Origin of the sequence: Pseudomonas sp. Sample_21, assembly GCF_004307525.1 — a bacterium.
Lineage (GTDB): Bacteria > Pseudomonadota > Gammaproteobacteria > Pseudomonadales > Pseudomonadaceae > Aquipseudomonas > Aquipseudomonas atacamensis.
Window position 1 is genome coordinate 1 of record NZ_RCNZ01000092.1, and the last position, 24,736, is coordinate 24,736.

At 58.0% G+C, this 24,736-nt stretch carries 18 protein-coding genes; 9 read left to right on the forward strand and 9 right to left on the reverse strand.

Features of this window, described 5'->3' with window-relative positions; genetic code table 11:
- Positions 1-479 (reverse strand): AhpA/YtjB family protein (locus D8U71_RS17580; RefSeq protein ID WP_241664238.1); only part of this gene is annotated, 479 nt, incomplete at its 3' end.
- Positions 480-613: 134 nt separating this feature from the next.
- Here D8U71_RS17580 and serB point away from each other — a divergent pair.
- Entirely contained in the window at positions 614-1,828 is a 1,215-nt protein-coding gene (gene serB / locus D8U71_RS17585; protein WP_125926283.1) for a phosphoserine phosphatase SerB, read from the forward strand.
- Between the two features lie 104 nt (positions 1,829-1,932).
- On the opposite strand, the gene D8U71_RS17595 is transcribed toward serB, so the two are convergent.
- From D8U71_RS17595 to D8U71_RS17610, 4 genes are all read right to left on the reverse strand, one after another.
- Positions 1,933-3,681, reverse strand: a complete 1,749-nt coding sequence (locus D8U71_RS17595) for a molecular chaperone (RefSeq protein WP_130888307.1) — start codon at positions 3,679-3,681, stop codon at positions 1,933-1,935.
- Positions 3,682-3,747: 66 nt separating this feature from the next.
- Positions 3,748-4,608, reverse strand: coding sequence for an archaetidylserine decarboxylase (gene asd, locus D8U71_RS17600; RefSeq protein ID WP_130888308.1), 861 nt, complete (start codon positions 4,606-4,608; stop codon positions 3,748-3,750).
- An 18-nt stretch (positions 4,609-4,626) separates the two neighbouring features.
- Complete coding sequence (rhdA, locus tag D8U71_RS17605; protein WP_076565369.1) at positions 4,627-5,442, reverse strand: thiosulfate sulfurtransferase; 816 nt, start codon at positions 5,440-5,442, stop codon at positions 4,627-4,629.
- Positions 5,443-5,484: 42 nt separating this feature from the next.
- Positions 5,485-7,023, reverse strand: coding sequence for an HDOD domain-containing protein (locus tag D8U71_RS17610; RefSeq protein WP_130888309.1), 1,539 nt, complete (start codon positions 7,021-7,023; stop codon positions 5,485-5,487).
- A gap of 166 nt (positions 7,024-7,189) precedes the next feature.
- Here D8U71_RS17610 and motA point away from each other — a divergent pair, with 166 nt between their 5' ends.
- Positions 7,190-8,041, forward strand: coding sequence for a flagellar motor stator protein MotA (motA, locus tag D8U71_RS17615; protein ID WP_016771962.1), 852 nt, complete (start codon positions 7,190-7,192; stop codon positions 8,039-8,041).
- 3 nt (positions 8,042-8,044) lie between these two features.
- Positions 8,045-9,085 (forward strand): flagellar motor protein MotB, encoded by a 1,041-nt coding sequence (gene motB / locus D8U71_RS17620; RefSeq protein ID WP_130888310.1) that lies wholly within the window; start codon positions 8,045-8,047, stop codon positions 9,083-9,085.
- A gap of 265 nt (positions 9,086-9,350) precedes the next feature.
- Here the strand turns inward: motB and D8U71_RS17625 are convergent, their stop codons facing one another.
- The 3 genes from D8U71_RS17625 to rsgA all read right to left on the reverse strand — a co-directional run bounded on the left by D8U71_RS17625 (position 9,351) and on the right by rsgA (position 12,140).
- Complete coding sequence (locus D8U71_RS17625; RefSeq protein ID WP_130888311.1) at positions 9,351-9,836, reverse strand: toll/interleukin-1 receptor domain-containing protein; 486 nt, start codon at positions 9,834-9,836, stop codon at positions 9,351-9,353.
- Positions 9,836-10,795 carry a caspase family protein gene (locus D8U71_RS17630; RefSeq protein WP_130888312.1) on the reverse strand — a complete coding sequence of 320 codons (960 nt, stop codon included), beginning with the start codon at positions 10,793-10,795 and terminating at the stop codon, positions 9,836-9,838. The genes D8U71_RS17625 and D8U71_RS17630 overlap by 1 nt, the downstream gene beginning before the upstream one ends.
- Positions 10,796-11,108: 313 nt before the next feature.
- The gene (rsgA, locus tag D8U71_RS17635) at positions 11,109-12,140 is read right to left on the reverse strand and encodes a small ribosomal subunit biogenesis GTPase RsgA (RefSeq protein WP_024011360.1); all 1,032 of its coding nucleotides are present in this window, start codon (positions 12,138-12,140) and stop codon (positions 11,109-11,111) included.
- A 107-nt stretch (positions 12,141-12,247) separates the two neighbouring features.
- On the opposite strand from rsgA, the gene orn reads away from it, so the two are divergent.
- The 6 genes from orn (at position 12,248) to D8U71_RS17665 (ending at position 23,553) form a co-directional block, all read left to right on the forward strand.
- On the forward strand, positions 12,248-12,790 hold the full coding sequence (gene orn, locus D8U71_RS17640; protein WP_110644898.1) for an oligoribonuclease: 543 nt from the start codon (positions 12,248-12,250) through the stop codon (positions 12,788-12,790).
- 102 nt (positions 12,791-12,892) lie between these two features.
- Positions 12,893-13,507, forward strand: a complete 615-nt coding sequence (locus D8U71_RS17645; RefSeq protein ID WP_177421648.1) for a trimeric intracellular cation channel family protein — start codon at positions 12,893-12,895, stop codon at positions 13,505-13,507.
- A 175-nt stretch (positions 13,508-13,682) separates the two neighbouring features.
- Positions 13,683-14,717: a hypothetical protein gene (locus D8U71_RS17650; RefSeq protein ID WP_125917498.1), complete on the forward strand. Its 1,035-nt coding sequence runs from the start codon at positions 13,683-13,685 to the stop codon at positions 14,715-14,717.
- A 176-nt stretch (positions 14,718-14,893) separates the two neighbouring features.
- Positions 14,894-17,416, forward strand: coding sequence for a hypothetical protein (locus tag D8U71_RS17655; protein WP_130888313.1), 2,523 nt, complete (start codon positions 14,894-14,896; stop codon positions 17,414-17,416).
- A gap of 339 nt (positions 17,417-17,755) precedes the next feature.
- Entirely contained in the window at positions 17,756-18,742 is a 987-nt protein-coding gene (locus D8U71_RS17660) for a hypothetical protein (RefSeq protein WP_024011363.1), read from the forward strand.
- 80 nt (positions 18,743-18,822) lie between these two features.
- Positions 18,823-23,553 carry an RHS repeat-associated core domain-containing protein gene (locus D8U71_RS17665; protein WP_130888314.1) on the forward strand — a complete coding sequence of 1,577 codons (4,731 nt, stop codon included), beginning with the start codon at positions 18,823-18,825 and terminating at the stop codon, positions 23,551-23,553.
- Between the two features lie 76 nt (positions 23,554-23,629).
- Here D8U71_RS17665 and queG read toward each other — a convergent pair whose 3' ends face one another.
- The gene (gene queG / locus D8U71_RS17670; protein WP_130888315.1) at positions 23,630-24,724 is read right to left on the reverse strand and encodes a tRNA epoxyqueuosine(34) reductase QueG; all 1,095 of its coding nucleotides are present in this window, start codon (positions 24,722-24,724) and stop codon (positions 23,630-23,632) included.
- Between the last annotated feature and the right edge of the window lie 12 nt (positions 24,725-24,736).

The window sequence follows — 24,736 nt, forward strand, 5'->3', positions numbered from 1 at the left end:
GGCTGCTGGAACTGATCCATGTCCAGGCTGATGCGCAGTTGCCCGGCCGTCACGTCCTGGAAAGTGATCTTGCTCTCGTACATGCCCTCGGCTTCGCCCAGCAGGCTGTGCTTGGGACGCTGACCGGACTCGGCGAGGATGCGGTTGTCCACGCTGTAGATCGCCGCGTGGGCGACCAGTTTGTTCTTGGTCAGGTTGTTGAGCAGCACGTTGAGGCTGAGGATGTCGTTGGACACCAGCAGCTCGGTGGCGGAGGTGGCGGTCTGCGTCGTCAGGCTTTCGCCCAGCGCATCGGCCTGCTCGTGCATGGCCTGCTTGAATTGCAGACCCATCACCCCGGCATAGATCACCAGGGCCAGAGCGACCAGGATCACGTTGTGGCTGGCAATGCGCAATGCAATCGGTACACGGCGATGGCGCAGTGCACGGAAGATCAGCAGGAAGAAGTTATCGGTTTTGACTGGCGTGGGCCGGTTCACTTGAGCTCGGCTCTTTGTCCGTGAAGTTGACGCGCAGTATAGCGACAGGCCCCAGACCGGCAAAGCGCTCGCGGTGCCCGATGGTCACTGAAAGTGGGTAGAATGCGGTTTTTTTCCAGTTGCGGGGGTGCGCGTTGCGCGAAATCGTCCTGATTAACATCACGGGAGTCGACCGTCCGGGTCTGACGGCGGCCATCACCGGTGTTCTGGCACAAGGTGGTGTGAACATTCTCGACATCGGTCAGGCGGTGATCCACGACACCCTGTCGTTCGGCATCCTGGTTGAAATTCCCGATTCCGAGCAAGGCAAATCGGTGCTCAAGGACATCCTGTTCAAGGGCTACGAACTGGATCAGCAAGTGCGCTTCACCCCGGTATCCGAAGAGGATTACCAGCAGTGGGTGGGCAATCAGGGCAAGAAGCGCCATATCGTTACCCTGCTGACGCGCAAGGTCACTGCCGGCCAGTTGCAGGCGGTCAGCGCGATCACCGCCAAATATGGCCTGAACATCGACCATATCGACCGTCTGTCGGGGCGCATGCCGCTGGACACACCGGCCGACAAGGGCAAGGGTTGCATCGAGTTTTCCGTGCGCGGTGAAGCGGCCGATCCGCAGGCCTTGCGCGCCGAATTCCTCAGCGTTGCCCAGGAATTGAACGTCGATATCGCCTTTCAGGAAGACTCGCTGTTCCGTCGCAACCGACGTCTGGCCGTGTTCGACATGGACTCGACGCTGATCGAAGCGGAAGTCATCGATGAGCTGGCCAAGGCGGCCGGCGTGGGTGACCGGGTCTCGGAAATCACCGAGCGCGCCATGGCCGGCGAACTGGATTTCCGCGCCAGCTTCAAGGAGCGTCTGGCGCTGCTCAAGGGCCTCGACGTCAGCGTGCTCGACTCGATCGGCGCCTCGCTGCGCCTGACCGAAGGCGCCGAAACCCTGTTCGCCGAACTCAAGCGCCTCGGCTACAAAACCGCCATCCTGTCCGGCGGCTTCACTTATTTCGCCAAGCAGTTGCAAGCCAAGCTTGGCATCGATTACGTGTTTGCCAACGAGCTGGAAGTGGTCGACGGCAAGTGCACCGGCGTGGCGATCGAGCCGATTGTCGATGCGCAGCGCAAGGCTGACTTGCTCAAGGAATTGGCGCAAAAGGAAGGTCTGCGTCTGGAGCAGACCATTGCGGTCGGCGACGGCGCCAACGACTTGCCGATGCTGGCGATTGCCGGGCTGGGCGTGGCGTTCCGCGCCAAACCACTGGTCAAGCAGTCGGCGAAGCAGGCGATCTCAACGCTTGGGCTGGATGGTGTGTTGTATCTGCTGGGTTTCCGCGATCGCGACGGGCAGCTCTGAGATCTCCATAAGCTGATCTGGCCTCTTCGCGAGCAAGCTCGCTCCCACATTTGAAATGCATTTGAATGTGGGAGCGAGCCTGCTCGCGAAGGCCGCGCCTCGATCTAGAGCGAATTCCATAACGAATCAAAATCCTCCTCACCTCCGCCATTCTGCGCAGGATCCAGCGAGCGATAGGCGAACTGGTTGAAGCTGTGCGTACTCGCCACCCGCCGATCCAGCCCGGCGCGGTGTTCTTCGCCCTGGGTGTTGATCAACACCTTGTTGCCTTCCTGAAACGGCAGGCGCGGCGCAAGCACGGTGGCCGGCACATCGATCGCACTGATTTCCGGCAACAGCAAACCGCGCAAATACTGGCTGTGATCATCTTTCGTTCGCACCAGTTGCAAGCCGCACGGCTGCGCGTGTGGCGCTACCAGTTCAATGCCCATCTGCGTGCCGCTGCCGCGCACCTGGCGGATCCAGCGAATCACCGCAATGCTCCAGCCTTTGCCCTCGCTGTCCTGAATGCCGAGCATTTCCCCGGCCTGCAACTCCGCCGGTACTTCGCTGGGCCAGGCCAGGCAATAACCGCCAGGACTATGGTTGATCACCGGCAAGGCGTAAGTCGGATAATTCGGCGCGTTGCCCGGGCCTTCTTCTTCGCTCAACTGGTCGTACTGGATTTCCTCGTACGGCAACAGCTCATCGTTACTTTGCGGGGCAGCGTCGAACGCCTGACTCCAGCTGTCCTTTTCGCCGTTGGCCACCACGCTGCTGAAGTTTGCCGCGCGGGCACCGGGATGTTTGAGCAACTCGCTGAAGGTGCGCTCGCCGCCGAGGTAGAAGTGCAGGGCGCTCATGCCAACGCACACGGTCAGCGTGCCCTGGCCGGCGATGCGTTGAAAGCTGCGTTCCGCCGCTTGGCCCCAAGTAGCGTGCAGATGTTGCAGGGTGTCGACGCTGAGGCCGGCGGAAACGGGCAGTGGGGTCGAGGTGGACTGGTGCAGCAGGTGCGTTTCGAGCTGTTTGACCAGCGGTTGCGGATCGAAGCCCAGCAGCCCGTTCTGTTGTTCGCTGCGAAACATCTTGCGGTAGCGCGGGCCGACATCGAGTTCCGGACTGACCGCAAACAAGCCGTCGTCGGCGCTGCCGGGATGCAGCTTGAGCAGGGCGCTCCACGGCTCGATCACCTCGGCCAGCCGGGCAATCTGGCTCTGGCGCAATTGATTGCAACGGGCACTGCCCAATAGCAGCGCGGCGATGTAGGTCTGTTCGACGCTCAGTTCGCTGGTCAAAAAGGCCAGATCATCGCGCAGCCGCCGTTGTTGCAGCTGCAATTGCGCCGCGCTGCGATACAGCTGGTGCAATTCGAACCACACATGTTCCGGCGGTGAACTGTACAACTGCGTGGCGCGCACCAGTTGCGCCTTGAGGGCATGCGCCGCGCGTTGCAAGGCGGTGCTGACCAACGTCGCGCGGTCCTTGCTGTATTTGGGCAGGATGCGCAGAACGATCTGTTTATAGCCGATGGCCAGCTGACCTTGTAGCGCCTGACACAGGTTGCTGACCTTGCGCGAGCGCTCGTCGAGCATGATCGCCTGATGCAGAAAGTGCCGTTCCAGATGCTGGCAGACGAAATACACCTCGGGCCGCAGCAGTTCCAAGAGTTGCAGGCGATTGTCGCTGGGAGTGAGCAACAGGTTCAGTTCGCCGAGGCCTTGATAGAGCAGGCGGGCGGTTTCGCCGATGTTGGCCTTGGGCAGGCCGGCGATCCAGCGCTTGAGATCACGCGGGCTGGCGTCGCAGAACGACAGGCGCGTTTGCGTGGGAGTCGGAGCACGCAGCTTGGGAGAAAAGTTGGTCTGGCTCATGAGCAAAACCATAGCAGCAAATGCCGCGGTTTGCGGAAGCAGCCTCGGCTGCTTCCGCGAACAGGGTCACGCTTTTGGCAGCGCCAGACCTTGGCCCATCTGCACTGGCGAGCCGGCCACCAGCTCTTCGGCCCACTTCACCTGATCCGGGCCAAACAGCACGATCGCCGTTGAACCGAGCTTGAAGCGCCCCAGTTCCGCGCCTTTTTCCAGATGAATCGGTGCGCGTGCGGCTTCGTCGTAGCGGAAGGTTTTCAGCTCGCGCTTCTGTGGGGTGACCAGACCGGCCCACACGGTTTCAATCGAAGCGACAATCATCGCGCCAACCAGCACCACGGCCATCGGCCCGCGTTCGGTGTCGAAAATGCACGCCACGCGCTCGTTGCGGGCGAACAGCTCCGGGACGTTTTCGGCAGTGGTCTGGTTCACCGAAAAAATGCGGCCCGGGATGTAGACCATTTCGCGCAGGGTGCCGGCCAGCGGCATGTGCACGCGGTGGTAGTCCTTCGGCGACAGGTAGATCGTGGCGAAATCGCCGCCCATGAACGGCGCTGCGTTGGCCGCATCACCGCCGAGCAATTCGAGCACGCTGAAACTGTGGCCCTTGGCCTGGAACACGCGACCGTGCTCGATCGGACCGAGCTGACTCACCGCACCGTCGGCCGGGCTGAGGATCGCACCCGGAGTTTCGTCCAGTGGACGCGCGCCGTCTTTCAACGCACGCGTGAAGAATGCGTTGAAGTGCTCGTAAGCGGTCAGGTCTTCGACCAGTGCTTGCGACATGTCCACTTGATAACGCTTGGCGAACCATTGGGTGAAGGCATTCTTGAACCAGCGCACACGGCATTCGGCGATGCAGCCGGCCAGGCGCGACAGCAGGTGATGCGGCAGCAGGTACTGGCTGAGGATAAACAGACGCTCTTTCATTAGTTGTCCTTAAAAACCTTAAATCTCGACTGGCGTGTCAGGGTGGTTGCCCCATTCGCCCCAGGAACCGGCGTAGCCCTTGACCCGCGGATAACCGAGGGCTTTGGCCACCAGATAAGTGAAGCCCGACCGGTGATGGGTCTGGCAGTGGGTAATGATTTCCTTGTCCTTGGTAATCCCGAGGTTTTCGAGGATCTGCGGCATGTCGCTGCGGATACGCAGCTGACGCGTCTGGTCCATGCCGGCGGTCCATTCGAAATTGACCGCGCCGGGGATGTGTCCACCCTTGGCAGCGAGGACTTTCTCGCCGGAATACTCCAGCGGCCCACGCGCATCCCAGATCGCCAGATCGGCGGCGCCGAGACGGCTTTGCAGGTATTCGCGGGTGGCGGTCGGTTCATCGTGCAGGGTCAGCGAGACCGGGCCACCGACGGCGGCCGGCACCTGAATTGACATCGGCATACCGTCCGCCAGCCAGGCCGGCAGACCACCGTCTATATAGTGGTACTTGTCGTGGCCAATGACATCGAGCAGCCAGATGAAACGCCCGGCCCAGCCGCCGCCCTCATCGTCATACACCACGTATACCGCGTCTTTACGATGGCCGAGCTCACCAAACAACGCTTCCAGATCGGCCTTCGCCGGCATCAGCCCGGGCGCCGGTGGCTGGCCGAGCTGGGTGCGTTTCGGGTCGACAAAACGTGCGCCGGGCAAGTGACCTTCGGCATACCGCGCAGGGCTGGTCAGGTCCACCAGAATCAGTTCCGGGGACTCCAGACGCGGCAGCAGGTCGCTCGGCTCGATGACAAGCGGCAAGCCAGAGAAGTCAGACATGTGAGGTCTCCAGAGCACAAAGGGGAGGATTGTAGCGCAGGCTCATTGGCCGCGGCTGCTAAAGCTGTGCAGGGCTTTTTCGATGCACTGCGCGGTTTTGCCGAAGGCTTGTACGGTGATGTCGGCGAACGGCCCGCCACCCTGATCGGCAACGACGATCATGATCACCCGGCCGTTATTCACCAGTGAGCGCAAGAATAAGTGCTCGCCGCGAAACAGCGTGCGCAGGCTCGCTGGCAATAAGGCAGAGAATTGCCCGTTGTTCTCCGGCGTGATCCGCACCTGCGCCTGCTGAGCGAGCAGGCGTTGCAGGACTTTGCTCTGGCTGACGACAAAACTCAGCGCCGCCGCATCCTTCGGCAAACCGGCGGTCTGGTGCACGCGCAGGGTCGAGTGCGTGCGGTCGGCCATCAGAATCATCACCCGGCGCATGCCGCTGGCCACCAGTGCATCGCGGGCGGCGACGGTCAGGCTCATGGCATTGGTGAAGCGGCTGGGCTCGGCGAGCAGTTCGGCGCATTGCCGACGCCACTGGCCCAGATCATCCGCGTTCGGCGCTGCTGCCGGGAGCATGCCGGCCGGCAAGCGACGAGTGCCCCACGGCCAGATCAGCGAAACCGCCGGGTGCCACAAATCAGGCATCGCATGCTGACGCGCGCTGTTCGCCGCTTGCTGGTGCAGCTGTTGCTGCACTTCGTCCATGGAAATCTGCAGATACAGGCTGGTCAGGTACTGCCAGCGCTTGCTGTGCGGACTGTCCCAGGCCTGTTGCGCCGACAGCGCCAGGCCGTTGGCCAGCAGCACGGTATTGGCGGGTTGATTGAGCCAGCGGCGTAGCGTCGGGTCTTCGTCGAGGCGATTCTGCTGGCGCAGCGGGTGCTCGCTGTCGCGGGCGATGCGCAGCACTTTGACCAGTTCGCGTTGTTCGCTGAGCAGCAATTTGTAGCCTTGCTCGACCCAGATCGGCAGATGCCAGGCCTGGACCAGTGCCTCGGCAATCTTCAACAGGCGCACGCCGAACAATTGCTTTTCGACCACACGCGCCGACTCGCCCTTGTGGATCACCCGCAGTTCCCACTCTTCGAGCAACTGCGGATAGGTCAGTGCCAATGGCCACAGCGGCGACAAAAACAGCAGACTGCCCCAGTGGATGTCCTGCCACAGCCGCGCCAGGCGACTGGCAAAAAAGCCGTTGGCCTGCTGTGTTGCGTGTTGGCTGATCAACTGCAATTGGCGCAAAGCCTTGGGGATCTGCCGGTGCGGTTCGGCGGGCAGGTGCGCGAGCAATTCTTCGGTGCGCGCAAGGCCCAGGCGATTGATTGCCACCTCGAGATTTTCCGCCGGCGCGGCCATGGTGCCGTGGGTGTGACGATTCGCCTCACGGATGATGCTCAAGGCCAGCGCCGGGCTGTCCTGCATCAACTCGGCGATGTCGCGCAGCGAGCTGCGATTGTCGCGGATCGCCCGGCAGACTTTGTCGTGAGCCTCTTGTGGTACGGGCAGGCGGACGCTGTCGAGCAGCTTGACCCAAGCCTGGAGCGTGGTGGGTTTTACCGATGGAATGTTCGTTTCATTAGCCATGTCTGGACGAGATCTTCACTGACTGTAGACGCGCCCGGCATGGGCTAAATTGGCTTTTCGCCTGAACTGGCTATAGTCTGGCGCAGTTTTGCCGATAAGTAGAAGAAGAGATTTTTTAACTTCCGAATATGACCTTGAACCCGACTTAAACAAGTACCTTCTACCTATGGCTAAAATTATCGGCATCATCGTCGTATTCGCGAGCGTGCTCGGCGGATACGTGCTCTCCCACGGCAAGATTGCCGCCCTGATCCAGCCCTTCGAGGTGTTGATCATCGGTGGTGCGGCCCTTGGCGCGTTCCTCCAGGCCAACCCCGGTTACATGACGATGCACGTCCTCAAGAAATCCCTGAGCATGTTCGGTTCGCGTTTCACCCACACCTTCTATCTGGAAGTGCTCGGGCTGATCTACGAGATCCTCAACAAGAGCCGCCGCGAAGGCATGATGGCGATCGAAGGCGACATCGAAGATGCCGCCGCGAGCCCGATCTTCGCCAAGTACCCGGCGGTGCTCAAGGATGAACGCATGACCGCGTTCGTCTGCGATTACCTGCGCATCATGTCCTCCGGCAACATGGCTCCGCACGAACTGGAAGGCCTGTTCGACATGGAACTGTACAGCCTCAAGGAAGACCTCGAGCACCCATCGCACGCAGTCAACGGCATCGCCGACGGCATGCCCGGTTTCGGTATCGTTGCGGCGGTACTCGGTATCGTGGTGACCATGGCTTCGTTGGGCGAGGGCGACCAGGCGTCGATCGGTCTGCACGTGGGTGCGGCACTGGTCGGTACCTTCTTCGGTATTCTCGCGGCGTACGGTTTCTTTGGTCCGCTGGCACATTCCCTGGCCCACGATGCCAAGGAAGAGCTCAACGTCTACGAAGCCATCAAGGCTTCGCTGGTGGCTTCGGCGTCCGGCATGCCGCCGTCGCTGGCGGTCGAGTTCGGGCGCAAGGTTCTGTACCCGGCGCACCGTCCAAGCTTCGCCGAGCTGGAACAAGCGGTTCGCGGTCGCTAAGTCATGGAAAATAATCAGCCGATCATCGTCAAGCGCGTCAAGCGCATTGCTGCCGGGCACCACGGCGGGGCATGGAAAATCGCTTTTGCCGACTTTGCCACGGCGATGATGGCGTTCTTCCTGGTGCTGTGGCTGCTGTCCACCGCTACGCCGGAACAGAAGATCGCCATCGCCGGTTATTTCAAGGACCCGGTCGGCTTCTCCGAAAGCGGCACGCCGTACATCATCGACCTCGGCGGTACACCGACCCTGGCGCCGGAAAACACCCTCAACCCGGAAGTGAAGTCGCAGCCGCAACCGGACAAGGTCACGGTCGACACCGATCAGGTTGAAGGCATGGCCGAGCAGGTCGAGAAGGAGCGTCTCGAACTGCTCCTGCAAGAACTGCAGAACAAGGTCGACGAGAACCCGCAACTGCAGAAGTTCAAGGATCAGATCCTTTTCGAAATCACCCCGAACGGCTTGCGCATCCAGATCATGGACGCCGAGAACCGGCCGATGTTCGACTCCGGATCCGCACGCCTGAAGCCGTACTTCGAAGACATCCTGCTGGCCATGGCCGACACCATCAAAGCGGTGCCGAACAAGATCAGCATCAGCGGCCACACAGACGCCAAGCCGTACATTGGCACTGGCGATTACGGCAACTGGGAACTCTCGGCCAACCGCGCCAACGCCGCGCGTCGCGCATTGGTCGCGGGCAGCTATCCGGATGCACAGGTGGCGCGGGTGGTCGGTTATGCCTCGTCGGCGTTGTTTGATCGGGAAAATCCGTTCAACCCGGTCAACCGCCGCATCGATATTGTCGTGCTGACCAAAAAAGCCCAGGCCGCCATCGAAGGTGCGCAGGGGCCTGAGGCGGCGAAACCGGCGGATCAAGGTCAGAGCGGTGCTGCTCCGGCAGCCCCGGTTGATCCGAATGCGCTGCCGGCGGACAAACAGCCAGTGCCGGCTCACGAGTTGCGCGAGCGGTTGAATCTGTTTGACGATGCGGCGCCGAAACCGGCCGAGCCGGGTGGGGCGGCGCCAGCGCCGAAGCAGTGATCGATAAAAACCGACAGTAATGTCGGTTTTTTGTTCGCGGCGCGACGTTTATTGCGTTGTCAACAATCCCCTCACCCCAGCCCTCTCCCCGGGGAGAGGGAGCCGATTTGGTGATGGCTGATAAATGTATCGAGGTGAAATTGTCTTACCGAATCCATAATCGCTGCGATCTTTCAGGTCGACGAACAGCGCAGGACACCTCGGTCAGTCCCCTCTCCCTCTGGGAGAGGGTTAGGGTGAGGGGCTTTTCGAAAGTGACAAAATTCTAAAACCCGCGACGAATCCGGTTCTTCAACTGTTCATGAAACATCTCCGCATCGCGCTTGTAAGCCCCCTTGACCGATTCGCTGATCGAATCCAGCGCCATCGACCGCTTGTTCGACACCTCATCACGATACGCATCGATAAAGAAATCCAGATCGCTGGCCGTGCTCAGCTTCGGCCATTTGTCCAGATAGATCGGCAGTTGCGCAGGTCCGGTCTTGAACGTACAGATCCGCCGATTGCTGATCGTCGCCTCGCCAATTTCGAACGGCACCCACCACGACAGCGCAGTCTTCTCCGATACCACCGCCAGCAGATGCGTGCACTCGGTGATGTTGCGGGTAATGACCCCGGTAATGTCATCGGTGGTCTGCGATTCCGGATCCAGCACGTCGAGGTAAGTCCTGATCTTCGCCTGGGTCAGGCGGGTGTTGATGGCGATCGCATGGGCGCGATCCATGTGGCGATAGCTGATAAAGACTGGCATCAGAAATGTCCTTTGAGGGCGAGTTCGCGGTAATAGGCGCCGAGTGCCGTCAGGCGGCAGCCGGTCGAGTGAATGGCGGCGTAGTACATGTGCTCGGCGTCGACCGGTTCGATCAGGCTGTGGCGGTTGCACTTCTGCAACTGGGCGAAGATCTCGCCGTGCTCAGGCACGAACGCCTTCTCGGTGGGTTCGTAGCTGGGGTCGAGCGGCAAGACCGATTCGGCTTCGGCAAACCAGTCGGGCAATTTGCGCAGGATCTCCTTGGGAATCAGCGGCGAGACTTCGCGCAGGGAAATGAACTGCGACACATTGGTCTTGAACACCGGACGCTGTTCCCAGGCACCGAGGGCGTTGTCGACGAAGGAATACAGACTGCCGGGGGTGATTTTGCCGAGGATATTCGCCGCGCCGCCATGCAGCGCTTGCAGGAGCAGGCCGGTGAATACGCCGTGCTGCGCGCCCTCCAGCGCCGGCTCGGCTTTTTTGCAGGCGGTGAGGATCGTCATACCCTCGCTGACCATGCTGCTCTCGCTGCGCAGGGCGCGCACTTCTCCGGCTGAACCGCTTTCGCAGCAGTCGAGGATGATCATTTTGTTTTTGATCCGCGTGGCTTTGTCCGCCCAGTTGATAACGTCGCTGATGCGAATGCCGTTCTGGGCGTTGCGGTAGTCCTGCGGGATCAACATGCCTTCGTCTGTGTCGGCATCGAAACCGCCATGACCGGCGAAATACAGCAGGGCGACGTTGCAGTCACCGGAAAACAACTCGCGGATCTGGTCTTCGAGTTTTTCCCGGCTCAGGTAATCCTCGGCAGACGTCAGTACGACATTTTTGAAGTTGGGGTCGCCGTTGGCGTTGCTTTTCAATACCGAAGCCATGGCCATGGCGTCGTTGCAGCAACCGCTGAGCCCGCCGATATGCGTGTAATCGTTGATGCCAATGAACAATCCCTTGCGCATGGTCACACCGCCTTGTGCAGGCGGATCGCGCCGGGGATTCTGTGGGTATTGCACGGGCGGGCGTCGCGAGACGAATGGATGATGAACAAAAGACAGGTTGGCATGGCTTTCCTCGATGGTCGCTGTGAGCGAAGGAGGAAAGAAATGTAGGCCGCTGGCTCAGGCCTACAAGGTCTGCGCGGCAAAACAGAAAGGTCCTGCAAGCAGTCGTGCAAGTGCCTACAGAAGAAGCTGACGTTTAAGAGGAGGAGAGGTGAGTCAGACGCAGTCCGACAACCGGCAGCCCATCGCGTAGGGCTGCCGGCGTGGCTGTTTAATAGCCGTTTTCAGGCAGGCTGGCGATGATCGAGCGATAGCTGTTCATCCGTTGCTGCTGGATGCGGCCATCTTCCAGGGCCTTGAGCAGTGCACAACCCGGTTCGCGATCGTGCTTGCAGTCGCGGAAGCGGCAAGTGCCAAGCAGGTCGTCGAACTCGATGAAACCGGCTTCGACGTCGGCGCGGCTGACGTGGCCCAGACCGAATTCGCGAATGCCTGGGGAGTCGATCAGTTCACCGCCACCGGGGAAGTGGAACAGCCGCGCAGTGGTGGTGGTGTGCGTGCCCTGACCGGATAGCTCGGACAACGGTCCGACGCGGGTTTCGACCTCAGGCAGCAGGCTGTTGACCAGCGACGACTTGCCGACGCCGGACTGGCCGACGAACACGCTGATGCGCCCGTCGAGCTGCTTTTGCAGCTGCTCCATGCCATCGCCGTGGTGCGCCGAGACTTCCAGCACCGGATAACCCAGCGTGCGATACACCGCCAGCAACGCGTTCAGCGCCGGGGCGTTCTGCTCGTCGATCAGGTCGAATTTGTTCAGCAGCAAAAGCGGGCGGATGCCGGCATGTTCGGCGGCGACCAGATAGCGGTCGATCAGGTTGGCGTGGGGCTCGGGCAGCGGCGCGAACACGATGACGATCATGTCGACGTTGGCAGCAACCGGTTTGAGCTGGCCACGGCTGTCGGGGCGGCACAGCTCGGTGCTGCGCGGCAGTTGCGCGACGATCACGCCAATGCCTTGGTTGCCGGCGCGCCAGACGACTTTGTCGCCGGTGACCAGCGCTGGCAGGTTGGCGCGCAAGTGGCAGCGGAACACTTGGCCGGCGAGTTCGCCGTCAACGGCTTCGACTTCGACCTGCACGCCGAAGTGGGCGATCACCAGGCCGTGCTGCTCAGGGCCAAGGTCGCCGCCCTCGAGGGCCTCGACCGCCGAGGACTCGCGTTTGGCGGCGCGTGCGGCGCGCTCGCCCTGAATCTTTTCGATGCGCCAGTTTTGACGACGATTGAGTTGGCGTTTGGCCATGGGTGTTCCGTCTGAAGAATGCAGCGATTAGGTAAAACGGCCGCGAGTTTAGCACGCCCGGCCACCGGCCTAGGCTAAACTGCGCAGCATTGCCTAGGAGCCCGAATATGCAAAACCCGCAGAACCTGATCTGGATCGACCTGGAAATGACCGGTCTGGACCCGGACAACGATGTCATCATCGAAATGGCCACCATCGTCACCGACAGTGAGCTGAATACATTGGCCGAAGGCCCGGTGATCGCCATCCATCACAGCGACGAAGTGCTCGCGCGCATGGACGAATGGAACACCCGCACTCACGGCAATTCCGGCCTGACCCAGCGTGTACGTGAAAGCCGCATCAGCATGGCTGAGGCAGAAGCTGAGACCATTGCCTTCCTGGAAAAGTGGGTGCCGAAGGGCAAATCGCCGATCTGCGGCAACAGCATCTGCCAGGACCGTCGCTTCCTTTATACCCACATGAAGGCGCTGGAAAGCTACTTCCACTACCGCAACCTCGACGTCTCCACGCTCAAGGAGCTGGCCGCGCGCTGGGCTCCGGATGTGCGCGACAGCTTCAAGAAGGGCAGCACGCACCTGGCGCTGGACGACATTCGCGAATCGATCGCCGAGTTGCAGCATTACCGCAAGCACTTCATCAAGTTCTGAGGGAGCGGCTTTCCGCCTTCGCGAGCCTGCTCGCGAAAGGCGCGCCCTCTTCTGGTGCGGCGCTGAAATGGCTAGACTGCGCGCCTTCCTGCCTGGACTGCCATCATGTTGCTGATGCTCTATCTGATCGCCATTACCGCCGAAGCCATGACTGGCGCGCTGTCCGCCGGACGACGAGGCATGGACTGGTTCGGCGTGGTGCTGATCGCCTGCATCACCGCGCTCGGTGGCGGTTCGGTGCGCGACGTGTTGCTCGGGCATTACCCGCTGACCTGGGTCAAACATCCGGAATATCTGGTGCTGACCTCGGTGGCGGCGATGTTCACCGTATTCGCTGCGCGCTGGATGCGCCACCTGCGCTCGCTGTTTCTGGTGCTCGATGCAGTTGGACTGGTGGCATTTACCTTGATCGGTTGCATGACCGCGCTGGAAATGGGCCACGGCATGTTGGTGGCTTCCGTCAGCGGAGTCATCACCGGCGTTTTTGGCGGTATTCTTCGCGATATCTTCTGCAACGATATTCCCTTGATCTTTCGCCGCGAACTTTACGCCAGCGTCTCCTTTGCTGCGGCGTGGTGCTACATGTTGTGTCTTTATCTCAATGTGCCGGGTGAACAAGCCATTCTGATCACTTTGTTTGGCGGATTCTTGTTGCGTCTGCTAGCCATTCGTTTTCATTGGGAAATGCCGAAGTTCGTTTATAACGACGAACAATGATTGATCGTGCGTCCTTGTCATTGAAGTTGATTAATGGCAAATATGTTGTTTGTGACTGGCGCGCGCATATTTCTTACACTTTTCACTTTGATCTTTGCTTGATGGGTATGTAGTTTTTTCGCTGACATATTTTCGATGTCAGTACCAAACTATATTCTTACAAAGGAGCTGCATTTTGAGTGAAAGCATGGATGTTACAGATAATCAAAATGACAATCCGCCCACTCTGGCGGGGCTGTCCAGTTTAAAAGTCAAGTTTGATGCTGGTAATAATACTCAAAGCAGGGCACTTGTCGCTAATGGCCGGATGCAGGTCAAAGTTCAAGTACTCGTTGCCGGAGTGGACGCCGACGGCAACGCAATGCATGTACCCGCAGATGTAATGGAAAGCATCCAGCTTATTCATTACGCGACCGGCAAGACCTTGCGCGATGGCTGGGTCGCGAGCGCAGTCCAAGGGCGGTTTACGCGTGAGGCACGTCCTGCACCTGACGCCGAAGACAGGCACGACGATGATCTTGAGAATGACAGCGTTCATCCACAGGTTCGTACGTTCTGGGTTTCCTCATCGAGCGCCGGAACGACTGAGATCGGTGCGCGCCTGTCCGTGAATGGCGAGACGATCCTCAGTAACGGAGCCACGCCTGCCAGTGTTCATTACAGCAGCGTGACTGTAGAAGCGGAAACGCCTTCGACATATGGTGTAGACGGAGTATTTCGGTTGTACCAGACCAGGATTGGTAATGAGTCGCCCGGTAACCGTATCTGGAAGTACCATTTGGGACTGTACCCGGGTGGGAAGCAGATCCGGCTGGTCGATTGGATTGCAGAGGGGGCAGAAGAGGGCAAGGATTACGATTTTGCGGGTGGTAACCGGCTTAACGAAATAAAAACAAATTACATGGAATGCATTTTCGTGCGTCCCGAAACATCCAGTGTCGTCGTCTCTTTGCCTGACAGGGGTGATCCGTTTGCATACACTTTTACCAGTGATGCGCAAACATGGAACTCGAAGCATTATCACGTAAATACTCAAAGCGACGGGGAGTTGACCATCGTCCAGGCTCTATCTGAATACTCGAAAAGCACCGGGCCACAAAAATATGGCGGCGTCCTCCACTTCATCGCGATCGATGAATATGGTACTGAGCATAAATTGGCAATCCGCGTGAATTTTCACGAGCGTAATTTATATCTTCAACGAGGCTGAGTTCGTTCACTGATGCAATGTCGGTGAATGTAGTAGATGTATATGCGTTTGGCATTTCGACTGCAGATAAGCTGCCATGTCGATGATCAGCATATGCACGAAAGTGCTTTTCTGATGACTCGCGTTGGCCCTGCACTCTGTGTGGCCAGCGCACCCCCTCTCAAGGATGAGCGATCATGACTGGCAAACCGCCGAAGATCAAACCTGTATCTGTCCCAACCAAACCCTCCGATTCCAGCATCGATGTCTCCCACCGACCGTTGTCCCCGTCTTCGACAGTGGCACATTTGACTGTTGCACATCATCAGGAACCGATGCGTTCGCCATCTTCATCAGATCCGCTTTCGATAACGCCTGGCGTCAATGTGAGCACGACCACGACGTATTCCACATTTGACGAATTCCCAAGGTTTTCCGCACAAGATTCCCTGGAGAGCTACTGGATACCCTCACAAGAGGGTCTCGATGAGTCCGTTGCACTGGGTATCAAAACCTTGAAGCATCGCCAGTATGTTGCCGTGGCTGATAACCACATCGTGCAAGTGGTCCGAGACGCTGAGAGCGGTCTGCTTCGCGCCACGCATGCCAGAGAACTGCATCCTTCCGGTCCGCTGTTGAGGCCGGACAGCGAGGGCCGGTTGTGGCACCCGCTGGACGAACCTGAGTCGACCAACCCGCTTGCAACTGTCTATTCCGAACAAAAACGCACGGCAGAGCTGCTTACCGGCGAGGAATATTCAATAGAAGATTTTTCTCCATTGATGATCAAACGCATGCTTGCTGTGAGCGGCATAGACACGATGATGGTGCACAGGTCCGAGATTCATCCCACCTCGCTGGCATTGCTGCAGGACACAGCGAGGCGTTTTGCCCTCGATCAAAAGATCCAGCTGTTCATCACCCAGGTGCAACATTCCGATCCCACCGTGCGGGCGCAGGCCGATTCACAACTGCAGGCTTTGTTGCCGCCACGGGCAGAAGATCTGAGCGAGCGCGTTACCGAACAATCCAGCGCCTTGCTCTTTGAGCAGAGTGAGCGGGCGTTCGAACTTGATTGCGATGCCAACACATTGCTGATGCGACGGATTTTTCCCGACCTGCCCAAGACCATCGCTCAGGCGTTGTGGCGAGAGGCCAGTGCCGCCGACCATATGCATTTGCGCCTGCGGCCGGGAATGCCGAGGCACATGGCAGAAAAGACGCTGGTGGCGCTGCGCGAGGTGCGTCTCGCCAGGGCGTGCGCAGGAATCTATCTGGATTCGGTAGCCAGTCTGGACAGTGATCTGCTGGCATTGCAGATGATCGGGCAGCTTGATCTTTGGCCGCGACAGATTCGTATCGAGATTCGTCGGCAAGCGTCAGAGGGTGAGTTATTGAGTGCTATTGGCGATGCTCGGTCGCCAGTGCGTCACACGTTTATTCGTCAGCATGAAGGCTACGTTATCCAGCTCAGCGGCGTCCCGTCACCCCAAGGTCGGACGGATCTGTATGCCGCCGTCTGGCTCCTTTTACTGCCCGGGCAGCGCCAGTTGCTCGGCGTAGCGCAGGGCGGTGGTGCGGCTCTGCGGCAGCTGGTACGTGCACAGCCATTGCCGTCGCGCCAACGCGTGAGCGAATTGTTGGGACTGGCACCGGTGCAGGTAACGGCTGTTCCGGCCAGCGCCCAATACGTGCAAGCGGGGCTGCGAGGGGGCGGCGATGTCAACCCGACGTCGACAAAATCCGTTGAAGAGCGTGTCCGTGATCTTTATCCGCAGCTTGCCGAACAAGAACTGGCCGTGTTCATTTCCGAGCGTCTGAAGTCGGACCCAGCCAGGGTCTTGGCTCGCCTGGAGAGAGAGTTGGCAACACTGCGCAATGAGTTGGCGATCTGGAGTGCGCAAGGATTGTCGACCCGCACGGATTCATCGCAGGGCGCACCGCAAACCGCAGAGCAACGGCTCGCTCGCGAGCGGTTCAGCGCAAAGCTGCAGGATATCTGGCAGCGCAAGTCGGTTTCGAGGTGGGGGTTCGGTGACTATCATTTTTCCCATCATGTCGATTTTTCCGCAGAGTTACCAAAGCTATCCGCCAGGTTCGACTACGTAACAGAGTTGATACTGACTGTGGAAAAGCCAGGCGCACGCATCGGCGCTTTTTTTGACAGTTTTCCCAATGTGCAATATTTGGTGGTCACTGGCATAAAAATGGAGGACTTTCCGTCAGGGATATTCCAGATGCGCCAGCTGCGTCAGCTTGTGCTGAACGATTGCTCGCTTGAATTATCTGAAGCCACGGCTGAAGGTTTGTCCAGGATCGAGACGCTCACTTTGTTGAATCTTGCCAACAACCCTCTCACAGTTGCTCCGCATGTAGGTTTCATGACAGGTTTAACCGAGTTGATGCTATATAATGCAAATCTTTACAGCCTGCCCTCCGGTATAGACAGGCTTGGAGACCTTCGTGTCATGGCGTTACAGGGTAATAATATTTCGCACATAGGAGACGATCTGTTCGATATTCCGGATACGCAAGACCTATACGTTGGTTTATTGAATAATCCGCTGAGTAACGAGTCAATGCGGCGGATTAATCAGTATCTTGCGAATTCCAGTATGGACCGGAAGGTAGAAATCCAAACGGCCGAGGCAGTTTCAGACGTTGATTCCGAAAGTGATTCATCGGAAAGCGGATTTTCAACAGGTTCAGATAGCAACTAGGTGTTTTCGAAAGTAACGGGTCGATCACGCTGCTAACATGATTTGGCAAACATAAACTACTCGCTAACTCCCCTTCTGATTCGGTTTGAGTGAATTCGGAAGGGGTAACAGGCCATCTTGGGCAGAATCAAAGGGGTCGAAGGTTAGTGTTGAAGTACGTAACATTCAGATCGCATTTTTTGAAGTTGTTAGCATCTGTGTGAATTATTCATGATGATGTTGAAAGATTACTACTTCACAAAATGTCAAATGTCGCGACTTCTTATATTCAGGTTCGATGTTAATACTCTGCTGAGCCCTTAAGGGGTGAAATATATTAATCAGCTGAGGTGTTATCAAATGTTTAGCGAGGAAGTAGGTATATCCCGTATAGAGGTAAAACTCGACACCACGAATCATGGTCAGCACAAAGTGCTTTATGCCAACGGTCGCATGCAGGTGCGTGTGTTGGTGCTTCTACACGGGATCGATAACAATGGCGACGGCGTATCGCTGCACGGACATCCCGCGTTGCAGTCTCTGCGGCTGATTGCCTATAACGGTGCTCGCCCATTGGAGGGAGAATGGAATGTATCGATTCAGGAAAATCGTTACGCTCACGAAATGTCGGGCGGCGCAACGCGACTGACAGAAGTCCCGCGGGTCATTGACAACCGGATCAGCAACGCCGCAGATCCGGTACAGATTTTACAATTCTGGGTTTCGGCTTCCCGACCTGGAATCATGGAAGTGGCCGCCGAGATTTCCTTGAACGGCGCGGTATTGCGAAGTAATGGGGTTGGTTTCGACAGCAGTGTCACGCTGGAGGCGATTCCGCCGAAAGAGTACTCGTCGAGCAGCTTTTCGTTGAGCAAGTATGACAAGAAACAGAATCGGGGCCTGTATGAGTGGGTTCAGCACTATCATATTGGCCTGCGGGCGGATGGCAGGCAGGTTCACCTCCTTGATTGGTATAGCAGTGAAGTGAAACTTGATCCTTATGATTCCGAAGATGCGGTGCAGGTTTATGTGTCCGGGAATATTCCCGGTGAGCAAGGTAGTCGCAAAACCTTTTATGGATATATGGCGCCTGTATATGGCCCGCAGGCAACATTTCGCAGTCCCCATGGCTACGTCACCGTACCTATCAACAAAGTGCCTGGACAGTTGACGCTCGTTCAGTATGTTTCCGCTGACCCGCAAGCGGCGCGGGAAAGTGATAGCGCCTTCGAATTTGCCGTGATCGACGAATTCGGCTCGGAACACCGGCTTAGTATCGATGGTGATAAAAATCAGCTCACTTTTATTCTGGATCAATCCAAGCGGTCAATGAAGCGACTTGTCTGACTTCTTGTCTGGTCAGCGTACTTCGCTGGCCGGTGTTGACTGCCAAATTCTGAGTCTGGAAATAAAAGGACGATTCATTAATGGAAAGTAATTTCTCTCCCTCTGTGCATTCGAACGCTTTCAATTTCGGTGAATTTGTTTCCGGAGGCGTTGATCCCCGTACGGGCATGTATACGTGTGCGTTTTCGCTTGGCAAGTTGCACTCGGCAGATCTCAATGGTCCGGAGCTTGCACTTTCAGTGGGTTTCAATCCGCTCAATCAGGCGGATAGTGGTTTCGGCGTTGGCTGGTCTTTGACCCTGACCAATTATGACTTGCGCAGCAAAGTCATGACCTTGGCCAACGGTGAACGCTACAAGGCTGTCGAGACGTCTAGCGGCCTGAAGTTCAAGGAAATGAAACTGCAAACAGCAAAGGTGTCAGTCACTGGAGCAGGGCGCTATGAAGTTCGATACAAGGATGGTCGGCGGGAACTGCTCAAAGTGTTGGCCGGTACTCAGGTCGCCGTCGCGGAAAAAATAATCGCGGCGAACGGCGTGAGCATTACGCTGAAACATGAGTTGTTCAACCAGTTTCCCCGTTTGGCCGAAGTCCGTGATGCCACGCGCTGCCTTTTGAAAATTTCTCGTACGGCAGGTCAGGTGACGTTGTCGCGATATCCCGACACCACTTCGAGCTCCAACTTCAGGCTGATCTTGAGAAACAGTCGGGTAACGGCCATCGAGCTTCCGGTGGGTAAAGGTTGGGAACTTGAGTATGAAGTAATCGCTGGGGCCAGCTATGTGCATCGCATCGTCAACCCGCTGCGCGGGGTCGAAATCGTTCGCTACAAGCGGCACGGCCACCGCTTCATCAGCGGTGTGGAACAGACACTGCCGTTTGTTATCGCTCACGATGTCTACCCAGGGCGCGGCCAGCCCAGAGTGTGCAAGACATACACGTACTCCGACCATAACTTCCTTGGACAGGGCCTCCTTCCAGCCAAGGATAGTGAACTGGATCCGCTCTATCTGGCGCCCAGCAACTACGTCTACACCTCGGACGAGCACTTGCTGGTCAGCGGCAAAGTACATACCCGCATTAAACGCACCTACAACAAATTCCATCTGTTGATGGCTGAGGTTACAACCTGTGGCGACGCGCAGATCGCCACCGCCACGGAGTATCATTGTTCCGTTACCAAGCCGTTCAGTGAGCAGGTGGCCCAGTTCCGCATGCCTAAAGTCCATACGGTGACGTACCTCGATCGGCGCACCCAACAGCAGCGTGTGGAAACCACGATCACCGAGTTCGATGGCGAAGGTAACTTGCTCAAGCAGGTTGAGCCCACTGGGGTGACGACTACGACGGAATACTATCCGGCCATTGGCGGGGATAACTGCCCGGAGGATCCGCTGGGCTTTTCCAGGTTCCCGAAAAAGAGGACGGTGACTGCTGCCGCATCGGATGGTGCTTCGACAGTCACGTATTACGACTACGCTTTGCATCCGGCGCTTGAGGGTGCTGAACTGGCCTCTGTGTTACCGGTCGAGGAGCGTTTTTTCGAAGTGGTGGAGGGTGTAGAGGTGTTGCGTTCGAAAACCGCACGCAGCTATCTGAATACGCCCGAGGATCCACTCAAGCATGGAGCCACAAAAGAGCAAAGTGTCACCCTGAATGAAAAAAAAACTGCTATCGAATTTTCCTATGAGCTTGAGGGTGACAGGCTGCGAGTCAGGTCCAGCACGCGCGGATTCGACGGCGTGCTGCAGACCAGTGAGAAGGTGCTTTCGACGCTGACCGGATTACAGGTCTCTGAAGTCGGTGTCGATGGCGAGCACATCGAATATGAATACGATGCAATCGGCCGGGCCGTGGGCAAAACGGTTGCTGCCGGCACCCCCTATGCGGCCGCTACCCGGTGGGCCTATCTGGCCGCCAGCAAACAGCAGCCGGCGACGATGGTGACCACGGATCCTGCTGGCGGCGAGCAAAAAGTCGCCTATGACGGACTGGAACGGGTGATCACCGTTCAGGAAAAGGACTGCGACCATCCCGACAAGGACGGTCTCATTCAGACACGCACGCTTTATTCTGCCCTGCATGATTCGGTCGGTCACAAGGTGAAAGTGACGCTGACTGATTGGCGTGATGGCAAGCCTTATCCGTTCAGTACCCGCTACGAATTCGATTCCTGGGGCCAGGTCAGCAAGACGCTGCACGATGATGGGCGTATCGAACACAGCGAGGCGGATCCGGTGCTTCGCCGGCAAACCAATTGGCTCCAGGGCATGGGCAAGACGATCACCGTCGTCAATGATTTCGGAAAACCGCTGAGTGTCGAAAGCTTCAATGTGAAGAACAAGAGTCTGGGCAAAACCGTTTACACCTATGACGGTTATGGGCGCACAGCCAGCCAGACAGACCCTGTCGGCAACACCAGCCGATATGAGTACGACGTTTTTGACCGAATGACCCGCAATGTCCTGCCCGACGGCAGTAAGGTCGTGACCGAGTACGCCGAGCATAGTGATGAAGGGCTGGCGATCGACATCAGGGTCGGTGACAAAGTGCTGGGCCAGCAAACGTATGACGGTTTGGGGCGGTTGATCCAGAGTACTGTGGGCGGGCGAAAGTCCGAGGCTGGTTATGAAGCGGGCTTCACTCAGCCACAGTGGTACAAGAGCGCTGATGGCAAAAAAACCGAATTCACTTATTTGCGGGAACTGGGCGGTTTGCTGACCGAGCGCAAGGCAGAGGACCTGGTCACAACCATGACCTATGACCCCGTCAGTGGCAAACCCTTGACCTGTACCGAAAGCGGCAGGAGCCGCAGCTTTGCCTATCACCCTTCCGGGCGCCTGAAATCCGAAACGACGAGCTTCGGCGCTGTCACGAAAGCAACGTCCAGTACCTGGTCCCTGCAGGGGCGACCGATCAGCCACGTTGATGTGCTCGGTACCGACAACAGATCTGAATACGATGAGTTCGGCCGCCTTCTATCCGCCTCGCAAGGCTTGCTGACAACCGCGTTCCACTACAACGCCCAGACGGGGATGCTGGAGTGGACGAAAACCGAAGACACCTCGATCAAGCGTCAGATGATCACCCGGTTCGCCTATGACGATATCGGTCGTGAAGCCCGGCGTACATTCGAGATTCAGGGTCAGCCTGACCAGACCCTCGAATCGACTTACACGCTGGCTGGCAAACTGGCGCAGAAAGTGTCCAGACGTGGCACTCAACTCTTACGTGATGAACAGTTCACCTACGACGTGCGCGGGCGCTTGATCCAGTACGACTGTGCTGGCACCCAAAAGCCCCGTGACCCGTATGGCAAGGAAATTATCCAGCAGACGTTCACCTTCGATGCGCTGGACAACATTCTGACCGTGCAGACGAAGTTCCCGCTGGGCGTGAATCTGACCACCTTCAGTTATGACAATCCCGATCCGGTACAGCTCAGCGCAGTCAAACATTCCCATGTCGACTACCCACCGGCAGTGACGCTGGAATACGACGCCAACGGCAGGATGATCAAGGACGACCAGGCGCGAACGCTGGCCTATGACGCGTTCGGACGTCTCGAACAACTGTCCGGCGCAGGCGGTTCAGTCATTCGTGGCTACCATTACGACGGTTTCGACGATCTGGTTGAGCTGTCGCAACCCGACGAGGTTACTACGCAGCGTTACTACTACGCAGGCCGGGTCGCCAATGAGGTGAGTGGTGAAAACTCATCCAGTATCGTGCGTCACGGTGGCGCGCTTGTGGGGCAACAGCAACTCGGTTTGAACGCCGGCTCGCAACTGTTTGGCACCGATCAACAGCAAAGCGTGCTGGCAACACTGGGTAAGGAGCACCTCACCGATTGCGCCTACAGTCCTTATGGGCACCGTCCTGCCGACGGCGGATTGTTCAGCCTGGCGGGGTTCAACGGCGAGCAACTGGATCCGGTTACCGGGTTGTATCTGCTGGGCAATGGTTATAGGGCCTATAGCCCGACACTGATGCGCTTTCTTTGCCCCGATAGCATGAGTCCGTTCGGTGCGGGCGGACTAAATGCCTACAGTTATTGCCTGGGCGACCCGGTCAATCGGGTTGACCCTACCGGGCATGTCTCCTGGCAATCGATCCTGGGCATCGGCCTCAGTATTCTCGGCATTGTTGCCAGCGTGGTAACGATGGGTGCGGCGACGCCATGGGCAGTGACGGCACTGGGGCTGGCGGTTGCTTCAGGCCTGGCGGGTATTGCCAGCGAGGTGGTCAATGAACTCGCACCGGGTTCTCAGGCGGGCGAGATATTGGGCTGGATCAGTTTTGGTCTCGGGCTGGCTTCGGTGGGGGCAGGGCTGGCAGCTGGTGCCAAAGCGGGCATCAATGCTGGCAGGAAACTGGCTGGCGCCTTCAAGCAAGGCCTGAGTAGTAAAGGCTCCAAAGCAGCCGGTCGAGAGATGGCCCGAGGTATGATCAAGGGCAAGGGAAACAAGGCGGCGGCCAAGGCTAAGGCGAAGGCCAGCGCGGCCGTTCAGGAAGAGGCCGAAAAACCATGGTCACTCGTCAGGGTCAATCCCAAAAATAACATGCTTGAGAAAAGGGGGCTTACGGGCTTGCTTGAAAAGGCCGAAACCTTCATGCAGCACATTGAGGCGGGTAACTCCCCAACGTCTTCTGCAGCGCTGATTCATGCCGAATACACGCCCATGTATGGCCCATCCGGATCAGCATCAAAGTCGATGCATCTCTATCTGTCGAAAGGAGACCGAATATATATGACCGAAAACGCTAAGGAGCGGATCGCGGTCATCGACCAGCTGGGTGGTCATAGGTAAAGGACAAACAATAAGCTTGGAGCACGCAATGAAACGATACATAGCGAAAGCAGGAGCACTCAAGGTCCGGCTACGATTAGAACATTGCGCTTGCCGGTTTTGCGAACGCGCGACGGGCGTGCCGTTCCAGTGCCCACTCGACATGTTCCCTGACCAACTCTGACGGATAATCCCGTCGCGCCTTCAACGCTTCCAGCACCGGAATCGTTGAAGGCGCATTTCCCAGTCCAACCGCCAGATTGCGCAACCAGCGCTCATACCCGGCGCGCCGCAATGGCGAACCTTCGGTGCTGCTTAGAAACTTCTCTTCATCCCACAAAAACAACTCGGCCAACTGTGCGTTATCCAGATTGTGCCGTGGCTTGAAATCGTTTTCCCCGGTCGGCCGGGCGAAACGGTTCCACGGGCAGACGATCTGGCAATCGTCGCAGCCAAACACGCGATTGCCAATCAACGGCCGCAACTCTTCGGGAATTGCGGTTTTCAGCTCGATGGTCAGATAGGAAATGCAGCGCCGCGCGTCCAGCACATAGGGGCCGACGAAGGCGTTGGTCGGGCAGATATCCAGACACGCAGTGCAACGGCCGCAATGTTCGCTGCTATGCGGTTCATCCACCGGCAACGGCAGGTCGACGAACAACTCACTGAGGAAGAAATAACTGCCGGCCTTGCGATTCAGTACAAGGGTGTTTTTGCCGATCCAGCCCAGCCCGGCCTGTTCGGCGATGGCTTTTTCCAGCACTGGCGCACTGTCGACAAAGGCACGAAAACCGAACGGGCCGATCTCTGCCTGGATCCTGTCGGCCAATTGTTGAACACGTTTACGGATCAATTTGTGGTAATCGCGGCCCAAGGCATAACGCGACACGTAAGCCTTTTCCGGTTCAGCCAGGCGTTTGGCCATTTCGGTATCGCCTGGCAGGTAGTCCATGCGCAGGGAAACCACGCGCAACGTGCCCGGCACCAGCTCGTCGGGGTGCGAGCGTTTGCTGCCATGGGCGCCCATGTAGTCCATTTCGCCGTGATAGCCGGCCTCAAGCCAGCGCTGTAGATGCTGCTCGTGCTCGGCCAGGTCCAGACCGCTGATGCCGACTTGCTGGAAGCCCAGCTCGCGGCCCCAATCCTTGATCGATTGGGCGAGGGCGGGCAGGTCTGTGGTGATGGCGGACATGAGGCGAGAGAA

Excerpts from the sequence above, each read along its gene's own strand:
- D8U71_RS17595 (WP_130888307.1), bottom strand. The coding sequence starts at position 3,681 with ATGAGCCAGACCAACTTTTCTCCCAAGCTGCGTGCTCCGACTCCCACG.
- D8U71_RS17665 (WP_130888314.1), top strand. The coding sequence starts at position 18,823 with ATGGAAAGTAATTTCTCTCCCTCTGTGCATTCGAACGCTTTCAATTTC.
- D8U71_RS17660 (WP_024011363.1), top strand. The coding sequence starts at position 17,756 with ATGTTTAGCGAGGAAGTAGGTATATCCCGTATAGAGGTAAAACTCGAC.
- motB (WP_130888310.1), top strand. The coding sequence starts at position 8,045 with ATGGAAAATAATCAGCCGATCATCGTCAAGCGCGTCAAGCGCATTGCT.
- rsgA (WP_024011360.1), bottom strand. The coding sequence starts at position 12,140 with ATGGCCAAACGCCAACTCAATCGTCGTCAAAACTGGCGCATCGAAAAG.
- D8U71_RS17655 (WP_130888313.1), top strand. The coding sequence starts at position 14,894 with ATGACTGGCAAACCGCCGAAGATCAAACCTGTATCTGTCCCAACCAAA.
- D8U71_RS17630 (WP_130888312.1), bottom strand. The coding sequence starts at position 10,795 with ATGCGCAAGGGATTGTTCATTGGCATCAACGATTACACGCATATCGGC.
- motA (WP_016771962.1), top strand. The coding sequence starts at position 7,190 with ATGGCTAAAATTATCGGCATCATCGTCGTATTCGCGAGCGTGCTCGGC.
- D8U71_RS17610 (WP_130888309.1), bottom strand. The coding sequence starts at position 7,023 with ATGGCTAATGAAACGAACATTCCATCGGTAAAACCCACCACGCTCCAG.
- orn (WP_110644898.1), top strand. The coding sequence starts at position 12,248 with ATGCAAAACCCGCAGAACCTGATCTGGATCGACCTGGAAATGACCGGT.
- queG (WP_130888315.1), bottom strand. The coding sequence starts at position 24,724 with ATGTCCGCCATCACCACAGACCTGCCCGCCCTCGCCCAATCGATCAAG.
- rhdA (WP_076565369.1), bottom strand. The coding sequence starts at position 5,442 with ATGTCTGACTTCTCTGGCTTGCCGCTTGTCATCGAGCCGAGCGACCTG.
- D8U71_RS17625 (WP_130888311.1), bottom strand. The coding sequence starts at position 9,836 with ATGCCAGTCTTTATCAGCTATCGCCACATGGATCGCGCCCATGCGATC.
- asd (WP_130888308.1), bottom strand. The coding sequence starts at position 4,608 with ATGAAAGAGCGTCTGTTTATCCTCAGCCAGTACCTGCTGCCGCATCAC.